The sequence below is a fragment of the Mesorhizobium sp. J8 genome (genome assembly GCF_016591715.1).
GTDB lineage: Bacteria > Pseudomonadota > Alphaproteobacteria > Rhizobiales > Rhizobiaceae > Mesorhizobium.
Genome location: NZ_AP024109.1, coordinates 5,107,192 through 5,119,814 on the forward strand (window position 1 = coordinate 5,107,192; position 12,623 = coordinate 5,119,814).

Annotated in this window: 20 protein-coding genes; 5 read left to right on the forward strand and 15 right to left on the reverse strand. The window is 63.7% G+C overall.

What is annotated here, in order from left to right; genetic code table 11:
• The first annotated feature begins 10 nt into the window (after nt 1-10).
• Nucleotides 11-208: a hypothetical protein gene (locus tag MJ8_RS24420; protein WP_201411241.1), complete on the forward strand. Its 198-nt coding sequence runs from the start codon at nt 11-13 to the stop codon at nt 206-208.
• Between the two features lie 465 nt (nt 209-673).
• Here the strand turns inward: MJ8_RS24420 and MJ8_RS24425 are convergent, their stop codons facing one another.
• The 8 genes from MJ8_RS24425 to MJ8_RS24460 all read right to left on the reverse strand — a co-directional run bounded on the left by MJ8_RS24425 (nt 674) and on the right by MJ8_RS24460 (nt 6,559).
• Entirely contained in the window at nt 674-1,450 is a 777-nt protein-coding gene (locus MJ8_RS24425; RefSeq protein ID WP_201411242.1) for a lytic transglycosylase domain-containing protein, read from the reverse strand.
• Nucleotides 1,447-1,776, reverse strand: a complete 330-nt coding sequence (locus MJ8_RS24430) for a DUF736 domain-containing protein (protein ID WP_201411243.1) — start codon at nt 1,774-1,776, stop codon at nt 1,447-1,449. Before MJ8_RS24430 ends, MJ8_RS24425 begins: the two co-directional genes overlap by 4 nt.
• Nucleotides 1,777-1,810: 34 nt before the next feature.
• Nucleotides 1,811-2,356 (reverse strand): S26 family signal peptidase, encoded by a 546-nt coding sequence (locus tag MJ8_RS24435; protein ID WP_201411244.1) that lies wholly within the window; start codon nt 2,354-2,356, stop codon nt 1,811-1,813.
• Nucleotides 2,353-2,844: a DUF2840 domain-containing protein gene (locus MJ8_RS24440; RefSeq protein WP_201411245.1), complete on the reverse strand. Its 492-nt coding sequence runs from the start codon at nt 2,842-2,844 to the stop codon at nt 2,353-2,355. Before MJ8_RS24440 ends, MJ8_RS24435 begins: the two co-directional genes overlap by 4 nt.
• Nucleotides 2,841-3,896, reverse strand: coding sequence for a replication initiator protein A (locus MJ8_RS24445; RefSeq protein WP_201411246.1), 1,056 nt, complete (start codon nt 3,894-3,896; stop codon nt 2,841-2,843). Before MJ8_RS24445 ends, MJ8_RS24440 begins: the two co-directional genes overlap by 4 nt.
• Nucleotides 3,897-3,913: 17 nt before the next feature.
• Nucleotides 3,914-4,195: a helix-turn-helix transcriptional regulator gene (locus tag MJ8_RS24450; protein WP_041002472.1), complete on the reverse strand. Its 282-nt coding sequence runs from the start codon at nt 4,193-4,195 to the stop codon at nt 3,914-3,916.
• Between the two features lie 295 nt (nt 4,196-4,490).
• Nucleotides 4,491-4,817 carry a DUF736 domain-containing protein gene (locus MJ8_RS24455; RefSeq protein ID WP_201411247.1) on the reverse strand — a complete coding sequence of 109 codons (327 nt, stop codon included), beginning with the start codon at nt 4,815-4,817 and terminating at the stop codon, nt 4,491-4,493.
• A gap of 638 nt (nt 4,818-5,455) precedes the next feature.
• A complete protein-coding gene (locus tag MJ8_RS24460; RefSeq protein WP_201411248.1) occupies nt 5,456-6,559 on the reverse strand; it encodes a helix-turn-helix transcriptional regulator in 1,104 nt (367 codons plus the stop codon).
• A 134-nt stretch (nt 6,560-6,693) separates the two neighbouring features.
• Here MJ8_RS24460 and MJ8_RS24465 point away from each other — a divergent pair, with 134 nt between their 5' ends.
• Both MJ8_RS24465 and MJ8_RS24470 read left to right on the forward strand, forming a co-directional pair.
• Entirely contained in the window at nt 6,694-7,185 is a 492-nt protein-coding gene (locus MJ8_RS24465; protein ID WP_201411249.1) for a cupin domain-containing protein, read from the forward strand.
• Between the two features lie 131 nt (nt 7,186-7,316).
• Nucleotides 7,317-8,147, forward strand: a complete 831-nt coding sequence (locus MJ8_RS24470; protein WP_201411250.1) for a class I SAM-dependent methyltransferase — start codon at nt 7,317-7,319, stop codon at nt 8,145-8,147.
• A 198-nt stretch (nt 8,148-8,345) separates the two neighbouring features.
• Here MJ8_RS24470 and MJ8_RS24475 read toward each other — a convergent pair whose 3' ends face one another.
• Together MJ8_RS24475 and MJ8_RS24480 are read right to left on the reverse strand one after the other, a co-directional pair.
• Nucleotides 8,346-8,747, reverse strand: coding sequence for a DUF2285 domain-containing protein (locus MJ8_RS24475; RefSeq protein WP_225248025.1), 402 nt, complete (start codon nt 8,745-8,747; stop codon nt 8,346-8,348).
• Nucleotides 8,748-8,898: 151 nt separating this feature from the next.
• Nucleotides 8,899-9,093, reverse strand: a complete 195-nt coding sequence (locus tag MJ8_RS24480; protein WP_201411251.1) for a transcriptional regulator domain-containing protein — start codon at nt 9,091-9,093, stop codon at nt 8,899-8,901.
• 217 nt (nt 9,094-9,310) lie between these two features.
• Here MJ8_RS24480 and MJ8_RS32425 point away from each other — a divergent pair, with 217 nt between their 5' ends.
• On the forward strand, nt 9,311-9,817 hold the full coding sequence (locus tag MJ8_RS32425; RefSeq protein ID WP_225248026.1) for a helix-turn-helix domain-containing protein: 507 nt from the start codon (nt 9,311-9,313) through the stop codon (nt 9,815-9,817).
• Between the two features lie 39 nt (nt 9,818-9,856).
• On the opposite strand, the gene MJ8_RS24490 is transcribed toward MJ8_RS32425, so the two are convergent.
• The 3 genes from MJ8_RS24490 to MJ8_RS24500 form a co-directional block, all read right to left on the reverse strand.
• A complete protein-coding gene (locus MJ8_RS24490) occupies nt 9,857-10,060 on the reverse strand; it encodes a hypothetical protein (protein ID WP_225248027.1) in 204 nt (67 codons plus the stop codon).
• Nucleotides 10,061-10,248: 188 nt separating this feature from the next.
• Complete coding sequence (locus tag MJ8_RS24495) at nt 10,249-10,440, reverse strand: CsbD family protein (RefSeq protein WP_201411252.1); 192 nt, start codon at nt 10,438-10,440, stop codon at nt 10,249-10,251.
• A 217-nt stretch (nt 10,441-10,657) separates the two neighbouring features.
• Nucleotides 10,658-11,323 (reverse strand): hypothetical protein, encoded by a 666-nt coding sequence (locus MJ8_RS24500; protein ID WP_225248028.1) that lies wholly within the window; start codon nt 11,321-11,323, stop codon nt 10,658-10,660.
• 95 nt (nt 11,324-11,418) lie between these two features.
• Between MJ8_RS24500 and MJ8_RS24505 the strand changes: the two genes are divergently transcribed.
• Nucleotides 11,419-11,679, forward strand: a complete 261-nt coding sequence (locus MJ8_RS24505) for a helix-turn-helix transcriptional regulator (protein WP_225248029.1) — start codon at nt 11,419-11,421, stop codon at nt 11,677-11,679.
• Nucleotides 11,680-11,753: 74 nt separating this feature from the next.
• Here the strand turns inward: MJ8_RS24505 and MJ8_RS24510 are convergent, their stop codons facing one another.
• Together MJ8_RS24510 and MJ8_RS24515 are read right to left on the reverse strand one after the other, a co-directional pair.
• Nucleotides 11,754-12,080, reverse strand: coding sequence for a DUF736 domain-containing protein (locus MJ8_RS24510; protein WP_201411253.1), 327 nt, complete (start codon nt 12,078-12,080; stop codon nt 11,754-11,756).
• Nucleotides 12,081-12,082: 2 nt separating this feature from the next.
• Nucleotides 12,083-12,262: a hypothetical protein gene (locus MJ8_RS24515; protein ID WP_201411254.1), complete on the reverse strand. Its 180-nt coding sequence runs from the start codon at nt 12,260-12,262 to the stop codon at nt 12,083-12,085.
• Nucleotides 12,263-12,623: the final 361 nt, after the last annotated feature.

The window sequence follows — 12,623 nt, forward strand, 5'->3', positions numbered from 1 at the left end:
GGACATTCGGATGGCGCCTCGCCGCAACTGGGCCAAGGCCAAGAGCCTCTACCGGTCGTTGCAGGTCGCTAGCTGGCTCGGCAGCAGTGTGAGCGCGCAGGAATTCTGCCGCCAGCGCCAACTCTCGGTCAGGACGTTCGATCCGTCGATTGACCATCTGGCGAGCAGCGAAGACCCCCGTAAACGCGCGCCGGCTCTCGCCGAATGATGAGGATTGGACAACTCACAATGGCGGTGGTCGTATGTTGTTGCGACCCCGGTGGATGGTTCATAGTTGCAGCGTGATGGGGATAAACAGATGACCCAGTCTTCCGCAAACGGAGCAGAGACAAGACTGCTTGCCGAGGCCATTGCCGCGCTTCGTGAGTTGACGTCTCGGGCGCGAGAAACGCACGACCGATCGTTCGACGATGGCCATTCCGCCGATTCATGGCAGAGCGATGAGCTGCGTGCCGCGATAGAGCGTGCTGAGGCAGTAATCGCCAAATCGGAGGCTCCCCGAGAATAGCAGGCTGCGTCGAAAGTCTGCTTCATTGAACCTGCAAACTCGGGATTCATGTCAAGCCTGACCTGACGTGCAGCGGCCGAACGCTTACTTGTTGCCCCGTGTCCCATGCGCAGCAAAGGCTGCGACGTCCGACGAGAGGCCAGGCGCGATGTGACGGAGACTTCGTCATCGCCGCCGTATCCGCAGGTCGGACCCAGTGAACAGTTGCCGCGGCTGCGAACCGGCCGCGAAAAGTTTGCGCGCCAACGGCGACGACGAAACCTCGGCGGAAGCGTGTTCTCCGGACGAAAGACCGGAATCGGCCAACGACCTGGACCGCACTGTGAACAGCGGCGCGGCCTTCCAGGTGACGGCCTTGTCATTGGCGGCGGTGAGCGCGCCGGTCGCATCACCGCCGCCCGACAAAGGGCGAAGCTTCGCGACATAGGCGCGCGTTTCGGCCGGCAGCGGGCGGCCCCTCAACGAGGCTTCATAGCGCCCCGGCCCCGCATTGTAGGCGGCGAGAAAACCCGGTGAACCGTATCGATCATAGAGCTCGCGAAGATAGGCAGCGCCGGCAAGAATGTTGTCGTGCGGATCATAGGGGTCGCGGCCAAGTTGATGACGAAGACGCAGCTCGGCCCAGGTTTCGGGCATGATCTGCATCAGTCCCATAGCACCCTTTCGCGACACGGCGCGCGGGTCGCGGGCGCTCTCGAGGTGCATGACCGCGCGTATCCAGAGCTGAGGAAGGCGGAAGCGACGCGACGCCTCGACGATATGTGCCGCGTATGGATCGTCGGCGGATTTGCGGGAGATAGGCGCGGATTGTGCGGCGGCTCCCGTGATCGCGTGACAGAGGATCAGCATGCCAGCGACGAGCCGACGTGCTTGCCTCCAACCAGACAACCAGGTGACGGGGCGGCGTTCGCGCGCACGGCTCGGCGCCGACGGCCCACTCATCGAGCGCGCTCCGGCCGCCATTTCGGCCGGATCCAGCGCAGCGACCAGGAACCGTCGTCCGATCGGAAGAGACCGGCGCGAAAGCGCCGGCCAAACAGCGGATCCTCCAGCCGGCACGACAGATAGTCGCCAGCCGTCTGCCCGGTTTCCTTCCAGGCTGCGCCGACCTCGGGGCCGCTGCCATCGCCGATGTGGATGCGAAAATCCGGCGCGTTGCCGCCGGACGTCCTGATCGGGACAAGCATCAGTTCGACGTCCACGAGCAGAGTTCGAATGCGCCCGGAGTAACCGGATTCTGTTTCCTTGAAGACGCCGATTTCGGCCATGGTCTGTCTCCTTCCCTGTTGGCTGGGCTGAATTTCAGTTCGCGGGAGCGAGCCAGGTGTAGTGGCCATCGCCCCTCTCGTCGGTCCAAAGCGGCGTTGCGCGTCCAACGATCGAGCTCACTGGGAACGGGCCGAAGTAGCGCCCGTCGAGACTGTCCTGGACACGCCGGTTCATGACGAAGATTTGGTCGGCTCCTATCGTGCGGCAGCCCTGCCAGTCAGGCAGCGCGCGCCCCCTGCGGTCGCGCTCCAGCGCGGTGCCCACTGCGGTCCCGTCGACGGTGATGGCGCGGCCGACGCGACAAACCTCCTGTCCAGGAAGGCCCTCGATGTGCTTCAGCATCGGCACGCCGAGCGGAAGGTAGCCACGCCTGGCGGCGAAGCGTGCAACCGGGTCCGGTGGCTCGAGGACAACGAGCGCGCCAGCCGTAGGAACGGCCATTTTCCTGAGCGCGTAGAGCCCGATTGGGGCACTGGCCGATGCGTTCCATAGCAGCAGCGGCGGCATCTTGACCAAAGCCGGACCGACCGTTGCGGAGACAGCCGCAAGCATCGCGGCCATGCAAGCGGCGCGGCTCACGAGGCGGCTCGCTTGCGCAACAGATAGGCCCGGTGCTGCGCGAGCGAGTAGGCACGTGGCGTTCCGCCGGCAATCAGTCGGTTGTGGGTCTGACGCCAATAGTCCGGTGCGACCTCGACCGGATCGAGGCCGCTCGCCTCGATCGCATCGATCAGCTGCAGGACCCGCTCAACCTTGTCCCAGCCTGCGATCTTGAGCAGGATCTCGCCGCCTGGCCGGATGTAAGGCAGCGTCTGGTAAGCTTCTGAGGGCAAGACGGCGCGCACGATGTCTATGCGCGAAGCGACGGTGCCAAAGTCATTCCCCGCCCAGCGCACGAAGGCAAAAACATTGCCTGGCGCAAATCCCACGACGCGGCGGCGCTTGTCGATGATCGTCTCGTGCGCAGGGCGTCCGAAGCGGATGCGATGCTCGATCCGCTTCTCGATCCAGATCAGCTCGACCGTGGTGAGCTCGCTGCCCGGCGCCGATTGGGGAGACGGCGTCATGTGTTGCCTCCCTCGCGCCGCCCGACGCGCTGCAGCTTCTGCTCCGCACCGCTGGTCCGCTGCTTGTCCGCAAGAGTGTTAGATTGGGAGTTAGACTCTAAGTTAGAAGCGGAATTTCCCGTTTCGGGCCCGCCCTTTAGAGCCGATCGCGGTTCCCGAAAGCACGAGGATGCGGTTCCCGATGGCACGATGGTTCGGGTTCCCGATGGCACGACGCTGTCCACAGGCCCCGGCGCCGGTTCGAAAGCCAGCAACACACGGCCGCCGGCTTCGACTTCCGTGAACAGAAGGTACCCGGGAAGCGGTTGGCGCCGCACGATGTCGCGCAGCTCGAAGGCGAAGCGCTTGAGCGGCGAGAGGCTGCCGGACTTGCGATGCAGGTGGCTGATGTCGAAGCGCCAGCCGGCACGCTGGCGGCCGCCATGCTTGCGCACCAGCCGATAGAGCCAGCGCTCCAGTCCACCGGTCAGCCCGAAATAGGCCCGGTCTATGGTCAGGATCAGCGCGTCGTCCATGACGGCGCGATAGAACCAGTCGGGCAGGATCAGTTCGAGACCCAACGGGCGGCCGTTGCGACCCGAGCGCTCCTGCCATTCGTTGATCCACGAGAAGCGATGGCGACGGCCTTCCGCTGGTTGGCGGATGGAGGTGACGACGCTTGTCGACTGCAGGCGATCGAGCGCCGCCTTGAGGCGCAGGTAATCTCGCTTGGAGACGCCGCGGCCGATGAAGGTAAGCATCTCGTATGGCGTCGCGGCCATCAGGCGGGATGTGCGCAACCCGGCGTCCCGCGCGCTAACGATCTGGCTCGCGGCCCATATCAGGATATCGGCATCCCAGATCGTCGCCACGCCGTGATCGGGCATCGCTTCGACACGGATCGCCACATCGCCGGCGCGAAAGTCGATCGGCGCGATGCGCCTGGTTTTGGCGAGGGAGAAAAAGGGATAGGCCATGAGGTCCTGCGCATCGCGTGGCGCGACCACGCCCGGCAGCGCCTGGAACAGGTCGAGCTGTTCGCGCTCCAATGGTTGACGTGGTCTGGCCGACAAGGGGGAAATCAGCGGGCTCAGCGCCTTTCGCGCCCGGCATAGGGGATCAGGCGGGCGGCCTGAGGCTTGGCGGGCAGCACCGAGCCATGGGGATCGGACGTCGATGTCATCGCGCCGCGCTGGACCCAGAGCTGGAGGTCGTCGACGGCGTAGACGACGCGGCCGCCAAGTTTGCGATACGCAGGTCCGGTGCCGTAGGTGCGGTGTTTCTCGAGCGTGCGCGCCGAGAGACTGAGGAAATGCGCGGCTTCAGAAGTGCGCAGGTAGCGCGGCGGCAGTGGCGCGGCGTCGGCGTTCATGAGGTGTCTCCTTCCGGCCGTTGCGGTTGAACGGCGATCGATGGCCAGGATGGAGGAGCAAGGGCACCGTGATCAGGTGCGCAATTGAGGGGCGCTATTTCGCACCGCGAGGGCCGTCGGGGGTGGCGCAGGCGCCTGCATCGATCGGCGGTAGCGGCGCTCGACCATTTTCGCGCTATCTCGTATCAAGCAGCGCAGCCGCTCACGGGAAGTCCGCTCGGACAGGCCGGCGCCCGCAAGGCCTTCGCGCCATCAGGAGACGCCTCGCCCGGTGTCGGGCGAGGCGTCTGCCGCTTCACTCGCCGTTGCGGCGGTTGGGGCGTGACCAGATGAGGCTGTGGCCCTCACCTTCCTCGTCGGCGAAGAGGTTGGCGTAGATCGGAGCGGTGAAGCTCGGGTCGTCGAGCTTGAGCCCGAGATAGTCGCGGCCCTCGGTGGAGCGCTTGGACCAGGCGGCGCCGATTTCGGCCTTGCCGACCACCACGCGATGGCTCGGAGCATTCTCGCCGCTGGCCCGGGTGTCGGGGACGATGCGTACGCTCTTGGCCTGGACGCTCAGGGTGACGATCTCGCCGGTGAACTCGTTCGCATTGGTCTTCTTGAAGGTGCCGATGGTAGCCATTTTCAGTCTCCGTTCTCGTTTCCGAGCCCGCACCATGCGGCCTCGATGGCGATCGTGAGGCCGAAGGCGACCGCCGCCGCATCGCTTGCGACCGAAGCAGAGCGGAGGATGGCGCAGGCGCGCGTTTCTTGGTTGCGCGAGGAATGGGCTTAGCCCAGGGGAAGAAACGCGCGACGCGCCATTGCGGCAAAGGCGGTCGAGGCTTCAGCCGTCCTTCGGCCAGATCAGCCTGTTCGAGAGGTCGTTGGTGCGCTCCGCGAATTGCCCACGGAGACGATGGTGTCACTGACCCTAAAGGAGACGATGTGGACCGTCTCGCCGGTGCTGATGTTTCTACGGCCTGACATGTGCTGTATCAAAGCGTGGATCCATCTGGCGATCGCGGACGGGATCAGCTTCCGCTTCGGGTGATGACTGGCAATGCCGTTGCTGGAGCCTATCGAAGCTGGTCCAGACACGCGCTCTCCAATGCCGGCCTCCGCGCTGGAGCGGCCGTATGTTGCGGACGTCTCACTTGGGCCGACAGCGGACCGGGAGGCCGTAGGGGAATAAGTGAGGATCTGCCATGGGTGCGCGGGGGCTCGCTATGTCGAAAGCTTTGCACCCAGCTCGGGCAAGTCTTGCTGCGCTCCAGATTGTCATTCGTAAACGACACTCGCCGCGATGAGACGCACCAGTTCCGCCTGCCGCCGCGTCTCGGTCTTCTCGAACACGTGCTGCAGGTGGGTGCGCGCGGTGGTCAGGCTGACGCCGAGCTCGTCTGCGGCCGCCTGCAGCCCTTCGCAGCGGGCGATCGCGATGGCTACGGCCGCCTCGGCCGGGGTCAGCCGATAGAGATTTCGCAACTGGGCCTGCACCGTCCGCGGCGTGCTGTCCGGATCGGCCACGAACACGATCGCGGCGGGGCGGCCGGCCACGAACCAGGTCGACTTGGTCTTCAGCGGCGCCACCAGCACGCTCAGCGGTCGCCGCGGCGCCGGCCGCGCGAGCGCCATCACGCCGCCCGCAGTGTCCGACCGCTCCGCGGCCGCGACGATCAACCGCTGGAAGTGCGCGGCATCCGCGCGCCTGGCTGCGCGCAGCGCCGATTTCTCTGTCCTGATTCCGTCGGCTTCAGTAAGCAGCGCTTCGGCCACCCGGTTGGCGAACAAGATCTCGCCGTTTGCCGCCACGATCAGCACGCCTTGGGCGACGCGGTCGAGCGCCTCGACATTGGCACTCCTGGCGATCTCCGAACGCGAGAGGCGCAATCCCACGCTCGCCGCGCGGACCAGATGCGGCCCGATACGGCGCAACCGGTCGAGGTGCTCGGGCTCGAACTCTCCTGTTGTCTCGGCACGTCCGCAGGTGAACACGACGCGCGTGTCCGACTCGTTCGCCAGCACGACTCCGATCGAGTGGCACATGTCGCCGGGCCGGCAGAAGTCGTTGTAGAACTCGGAGCGCCGGTAGACCTCACGCGGCAGGAGCTCCCAGATCGGGATCAGCGTACCGGCGCGCAGCCGCGCGATGCGCGGCAGGAACACATTGGTCTTGTAGTAGTACCGCGCATAGGTGAGGTCCGCCTCGGGCGGCATGCGCACCGAATTCGCTTCGCTGCGCAACGTTCTTGTGTTCTGGAACGTGAGCTTTGTGGCAGCGCCTTCGAGGAAATCGGACAGCGTCTCGAGAACCTGCGGCCAGCGGCCGGGTTCGACCGCAGCATCGTAGATCTGCCCCACCATGCCGTCGAAGTCGTACATGTGTGCCGGATGTCACCGCTCCCTCGCCTGAAGGGATTTGCAGTTTGCCGGAAGCCGGCTTCACTGACAACCATTCCCCGCCTCATCTCATATGTTCATACGAGGCGACCGCCTGAGGCCAGCGTGTAGCTATCGTGGACGCCATCAAGCTTCACATCAACCATATGTGGCGAAAGATGCAAACACAGGCAGCACCTGGTACTCAAACCGACTGGAATGGTACGCATTACGAAACGCTGCTGACGGCGCGCGAGACCGGCGGCAAGCTCGGGGCATTTGCATCCGATGCTGGTCCGGGCGATGGACCGCCGCGCCATCGCCATCCGAAATCCGACGAAGTCTTCGTCGTTCTCCAAGGGCGGCTGCGCTTCTGGCGCGCCGGGGAAATTTCCGAGCGTACCGCCGGGGCATTGTTCTACATTCCCGCTGGTGTCGAGCACACCTTCGTCGTCGTTGAGCGTGCGCGATGGATCGCCATCCTGTCCCCGGGTGGCCTCGAGAGCTTTTTCCCGACGGTTGCCGTGCAGGGACTGGAAATTCCGCGCGACCTCGCGGCAATCAAGGCGATTGCGACCGAGTTCGACATGGAAATTACCGGGCCACCCTTCACGATCGCTGGGCCATAACCGCACGTGGCGTGTCGGCGCATTTGGCTTCACCGGATCGACTGGTATGATCGTCGGGCCGACCGAATTCGGGAATGTCGATGGTCGGCTGAGATGATCCGCGAAGTTGCCGGCAAAAAAGGGGCGATGACATGGAAGCGGCGCCGCGTTCACAGATTGCTGAGCACTACGCGCGAGGCACCCTGATCGCAGATATTCGTGACGCTCTTGCCGCCATGGGGAAGACCGAAAGCACGGTCACGGCCGAGGACCTCTCGCCGGTGGACGAGTTTCACATTGGCGGCCGCGCCGCCACGGGAGAGTTGGCAGCGCAACTTGCGCTCACTGCCACGGATCGAGTGCTCGACATCGGCTGCGGCCTAGGTGGACCGGCGCGGCAGATCGCTGCGCGCTACGGCTGCCATGTGAACGGCATCGATCTCACTCGCGACTACGTCGAAGCCGGCAATGTGCTCTCCAGTTGGCGGCATCTCGAGGAGCGCGTCTGGTTGCGGCAAGGCGATGCTTTGGCGCTCCCCTTCGCAGATGGATCGTTCACCGCCGCTTACATGCTGCACGTTGGAATGAACATTGCCGACAAAGGCGCGCTATTTTCAGAGGTTGCGCGGGTCCTGCGCGCGGGTGCGCGTTTCGGTGTCTTCGACGTCATGCGCACCGGAGCTGGCGAGTTGTCTTATCCGCTGCCATGGGCAAGTACGGCAGATACCAACGCGATCGCCCCGCCAGAGGACTACCGCGACGCGCTTTCCGCGGCAGGTTTCGAGATCTTGTCGGAACGCGAGCGGCGCGATGTCGCGCTTGACCATTTCGCGCGGCAGCGCGCCCAGGCGGCCACAGGGCAGGCAGTACTGGGGATCCAGACGCTCATGGGAGCGCGGCGGCCGCAGATGGTCCGAAACATGGTCGAAAGTATTTCAGCGGGCCAGATTGCACCGGTCGAGATCATTGCCCGAAGATGGTGATGCCCAAGTTCGTCGCTGGCTCTGGCTGCTTCGGGTCAGGACCTCAACGAAGGAGCCCTGCCCTGGCACCGTCGGCTTAGGTGAGCAGCAGAGCTGATCTCAACGGCCGCAAGGCGGCGCAAAAAAGCCATTCAATTCATGATCGTAACCCTGGGCTTGCACACAACGCGTTAAATAAACCAGGCGTCACGCCCCCTATCAGGAATGGCGCCGTCGCGCGCGCAGTAATTGTCGATAGCCGCACTCGACCATCTTGAGGCCGTCGCGTACGAGACGTTGGGTCTGATAGCGAAAAGCCGAGTCGTGCCAGTCGGCGGCGCTGACCAGTCGCCGACCGAACAACGCGGTCGCGACTTCGAAATGGGATGCCTGCTCTTCCCGGCCATCGAGGCATCGCAGCATGTGCCCAAGGCGCCGGCGCTGGGCCGCGGTCAACCGCGTGTCGGGAAGGTGCTGCCTGTGGATCGAGCGGATGAACCGCTCGATGGCTTGCAGCCGGTCGTGCGCCATGTCGTCCAGCGGTATGATGGCGGCGAGCGGTTCACCTGGCTGGGTGTCGCCGAGAAGCGCCAGTTGCGTGCCGCCCGGCGAAGAGCGCATGTGAAGACCGACTTCGTCACGTCGGCCCGCGGCCGGCGGGACGCCGGAGACGCTGCTCCCCGTTCGCAGTTCGGGCGGAACCTCGACAAGGTTGACGACCGCAGGGTTGATCTGAGGCGCCCAATAGACGGGCTGCTCGACCGCGGATTGGTCAGGCCGGGCGGCGAAACTGCAAACCCCAGCGCTTGCGTAATGCGCGCATCGCCTTAGCTGAGCGGGAGGTTGCGAAGTCCTGCTGATACCGCGGATTGCGGCGCAGGAACTCCCAGGCAATCTCATCGGCCGCCGCGCCTTTGATGAATGCATATGCCTGTGGGTCCCGCCACTGCGATGTATCCGGCTTCATCCACATCCTTCCCTTCTCAAGGATTTGATAGGGAGATGCGGCGTTGAGCGAAATCCTTGGATTCCGTCATTGACGAACGGACGAGGAGAGAACCCGGCGGCAAGCGATCAAGCGAGAAGTATTGCGATGCATATGCTGCTGGGCGGCTTGCCTGGAAAGCCGTTCAGCCTTTGCCGTGTTTCGGAACATTTTAGCCTCGCTGAATGTTCACCTTCGCATGACGGAGCCACACGAAACCGGAGAAGCCGAGGATGCCAACCGGCGGGAGTTCACCCCAGCCTATTGCCGGACTGCTCGCGCGCTGCTCGATTGGTCTCAGGTCCGCCTGGCTGCGAAGTCCAATCTCAGCGAAGCCACGATCCGCGACTTTGAGAGCGGGAGGCGCATCCTCCGCGCTGGAAGGATTGTGGCGGTCCGCAAAGCCTTCGAATCGGCCGGCGTGACGTTAACGGTTGGCGGCCCTTTGCTGACAACGCCGGCGGATATCCCCTCAAGTGGGACAGAAGACCAGCGGGCCGGCGTAGCAACAGCGCGCAACCGATCGGCGGCGCGTGCGTCGAAAAGGATCCGCAGTCGACCGCTGAAGGGTGAGGACGCCGAGGTCAAACACGTCGTTGAAGTGCATGACATTTCACCGGCCCAAGCGCGAGAGCTGGTGCGCCGTCACGGTAACGACTGGCGCAAGATCGACGAGGCTGCGAAAGTCTACAAGGACGACAAATGAAGGGCCGCTTGAGCGAGCATATCCCGCTTCGTGATCGCCTCACTGGGCGGTGAAGAAGGTCGACAGCACCTGGCGCTTCTCGCCGAGCAGGCAGACGAAGCGATCAGGCGCTCCGGTCTTGCGACTGCGGGCGATATACGCCTCGCGCAGGATCGCCGTCCTGACTGGCACATCTTCCACTCTGGCATCGGCCTTGCTGACCGCGCCGCTCTCAATGTCAATCACGAGATCGCTGATGTCCATGGACTTCTCCTGCAGCGCCAGCAGACCCGTCGATTTGCAAGCGGCCGGGTCGTCCGACGTTTGAGCCCGGGCGCTTGTGGGCAGCAACGCGAACAACCGATGCCGCCAATATCTCGATCCCGCATTTCGCTGCCCCAAAGGAAAAGCCCGCGTCGCCGCGGGCTTGTTCATGGTTGAATACTTGACAATCAGGCCTTGTCGACGACGTTCTTCACCGCGTCCTTGACCTGGCCCTTGGCGACCTGTGCCTTACCCTTGGTTTCCTGAACCTTGCCCTTGGCCTGTTCCTCGTGATTGTCCACGGCCTTGCCGACGGCTTGGCGCGCCTTTCCGGCGACTTCGTTGGCGTTGCCCTTAACCTTGTCCGATGTGCTTCCCATGACGCGCTCCCTTGCTGGATTCAGGCATTCACTCCGCAAGAGAATCTGTTCGTCGACAATTGGTTCCACGTTTCCGGAAGACCTACGCCAAAGGGAGAACAGAGGGCCGTGACAGCGGGAACGGGCGGGTGCATCCATTGCTCGGACATCTTGTAACGTGAAGGTCGGTCCGCCGCTCACAGAACGCTCGAGGAGCCCCGCGTAACGTTTGCGATCCCTACTGGCTCGCGCATTGCAGTGTCTTGAACGTCTCTGTCCAGCTGCGATAGGCCTCCTCATCGCCTTGGCTCCACGCTCTGAAGGCGCGCCAGGCCGCGAAGGACGAGGCGGGCTGCTCGAACAGCGAGCCGATCGATTGGTCGCCGGCGGGCCAGCCGCCCGGCTGATCGCATGTCGCGTCCTGTGCAAGACGCCGCAGGTCGGCCAATGCAGAGTGGATCTGCGGAAGCGGAAATTCGAAAAGATCGGTGTTGTCCTTCGCTTCGCGAACCACGACCGCAAGCTTGGCGATCACACCCGCCAACGATTGTGCCGGCGTCGCGGCAATCTCAGCCAACAGGGCGTCGGCCTTGTCCGCTACATCCTCTTTCTGGCCATCGAGATCGTCGCAATCGGCGCTAGCCCCCTGCCCGCGCCCAATAAGAGCGCCGGTGGGCAAAAATGCGCCGCGCTCCAACTGCCTCCCCTCCTCTTGCTGCTGGCGGACGCAGGAAGCCAGCATCTCAACATGGGCGTCGATCCAGGCAAGGGACAGGAGAAGTGCGGGATCGGGTGACGACGGAGCTTCGGCTGAAGGGCCGGCACGCTCTTTGGTCAACGGGGATTGCATCTCCCGTCCAAGCGTGACGGAAGGCAAAGTCGTGGTATTGTCGGAATCAGCCATGATCCGAGCTCCCACACAGCTTGGCATTGGTCAGGTCGAAAAGGGTGTTGGCGCACCCTCTTCGACCGCTAGTGCGGGCAGGGATAATATACAAATTGATTGACGTCAATCATAATATTGCCGAAAGGGCTGCGAATTTCAGCCCCGAACAGTGTCGCGGCGCGCGTGCAATGTTGGGATGGAGCCAAGATGATTTGGCCCGTGCGGCAAACGTCGCACGGCAGACAATCGCTGATTTCGAACGCGGGGCCCGGATTCCGATCGCGAACAATATATTAGCGATTATGAATGCACTCGAGAAGGCTGGAATTGAAGTACTGCCCGACAATGGAATTCTGTTGCGAAAGAGCAGTTGATCCCGGCTTCCCGCTGAAGCCCGTTACCGGGCGCGGAAGCCCGTCCGGCCGAAGCCGAACGGGCTTGCTACCTGTTACTCGCCGTTGCGGCGGTTGGGGCGGGACCAGATGAGGCTGTGGCCCTCGCCTTCCTCGTCGGCGAAGAGGTTGGCGTAGATCGGAGCGCTGAAGCTCGGGTCGTCCAGCTTGAGCCCGAGATAGTCGCGGCCCTCGTTGGAGCGCTTGGACCAGGCGGCGCCGATTTCGGCCTTGCCGACCACCACGCGGTGGCTTGGAGCGTTCTCGCCGCTGGCCCGGGTGTCGGGAATGATGCGCACGCCCTTGGCCTGGACGCTGAGGGTGATGATCTCGCCGGTGAACTCGTTCGCATTGGTCTTCTTGAAGGTGCCGATAGTGGCCATTTTCAGTCTCCGTTTTCGTTTCCGAGCCCGCACCATGCGGCCTCGATGGCGATCGTGAGGCCGAAGGCGATCGCCGCTGCATCGCTTGCGACCGCAGCAAAGCGCAGGATGGCGCAGGCGCGCGTTTCTTGTTTGCGCGAGGAATGGGCTTCGCTCAGGGGAAGAAACGCGCGACGCGCCATTGCGGCATAGGCGGTCGAGGCTTCAGCCGTCCTTCGGCCAGATCAGCCCGTTCGAGAGGTCGCTGGTGCGCTCCGTCAAATGGAAAACGGAGACGATGGGATCATCTGCGAGTAAAAGCGATGGTGTCGGGCGTTTCGCCCGTGCTGATGTTACCGCGCCTGACATGTGCTGCATCAGAGCCTGGATGCATCTGGCGATCGCGGATGGTATCGGCCTCGGGAGCATGACTGGGTAGCGCCGCTTCTGGCCGTTATCGAAGATGCTCCAGACGCACCCTCCAAATAGCCGCCTCTGCCATTGAACGGGCCGTAATATAGCTGACGTCTCATTTGGAAGCCGTGAGCAGCCGTCAGCTGTCGA

Coding starts and splice junctions, on each gene's coding strand:
- MJ8_RS24420 (WP_201411241.1), top strand. CDS start 11: ATGGCGCCTCGCCGCAACTGGGCCAAGGCCAAGAGCCTCTACCGGTCG.
- MJ8_RS24425 (WP_201411242.1), bottom strand. CDS start 1,450: ATGAGTGGGCCGTCGGCGCCGAGCCGTGCGCGCGAACGCCGCCCCGTC.
- MJ8_RS24430 (WP_201411243.1), bottom strand. CDS start 1,776: ATGGCCGAAATCGGCGTCTTCAAGGAAACAGAATCCGGTTACTCCGGG.
- MJ8_RS24440 (WP_201411245.1), bottom strand. CDS start 2,844: ATGACGCCGTCTCCCCAATCGGCGCCGGGCAGCGAGCTCACCACGGTC.
- MJ8_RS24450 (WP_041002472.1), bottom strand. CDS start 4,195: ATGAACGCCGACGCCGCGCCACTGCCGCCGCGCTACCTGCGCACTTCT.
- MJ8_RS24455 (WP_201411247.1), bottom strand. CDS start 4,817: ATGGCTACCATCGGCACCTTCAAGAAGACCAATGCGAACGAGTTCACC.
- MJ8_RS24460 (WP_201411248.1), bottom strand. CDS start 6,559: ATGTACGACTTCGACGGCATGGTGGGGCAGATCTACGATGCTGCGGTC.
- MJ8_RS24470 (WP_201411250.1), top strand. CDS start 7,317: ATGGAAGCGGCGCCGCGTTCACAGATTGCTGAGCACTACGCGCGAGGC.
- MJ8_RS24475 (WP_225248025.1), bottom strand. CDS start 8,747: ATGCGCTCTTCGCCGGGCGGCACGCAACTGGCGCTTCTCGGCGACACC.
- MJ8_RS24480 (WP_201411251.1), bottom strand. CDS start 9,093: ATGAAGCCGGATACATCGCAGTGGCGGGACCCACAGGCATATGCATTC.
- MJ8_RS32425 (WP_225248026.1), top strand. CDS start 9,311: ATGACGGAGCCACACGAAACCGGAGAAGCCGAGGATGCCAACCGGCGG.
- MJ8_RS24490 (WP_225248027.1), bottom strand. CDS start 10,060: ATGGACATCAGCGATCTCGTGATTGACATTGAGAGCGGCGCGGTCAGC.
- MJ8_RS24495 (WP_201411252.1), bottom strand. CDS start 10,440: ATGGGAAGCACATCGGACAAGGTTAAGGGCAACGCCAACGAAGTCGCC.
- MJ8_RS24500 (WP_225248028.1), bottom strand. CDS start 11,323: ATGGCTGATTCCGACAATACCACGACTTTGCCTTCCGTCACGCTTGGA.
- MJ8_RS24510 (WP_201411253.1), bottom strand. CDS start 12,080: ATGGCCACTATCGGCACCTTCAAGAAGACCAATGCGAACGAGTTCACC.
- MJ8_RS24515 (WP_201411254.1), bottom strand. CDS start 12,262: ATGGCGCGTCGCGCGTTTCTTCCCCTGAGCGAAGCCCATTCCTCGCGC.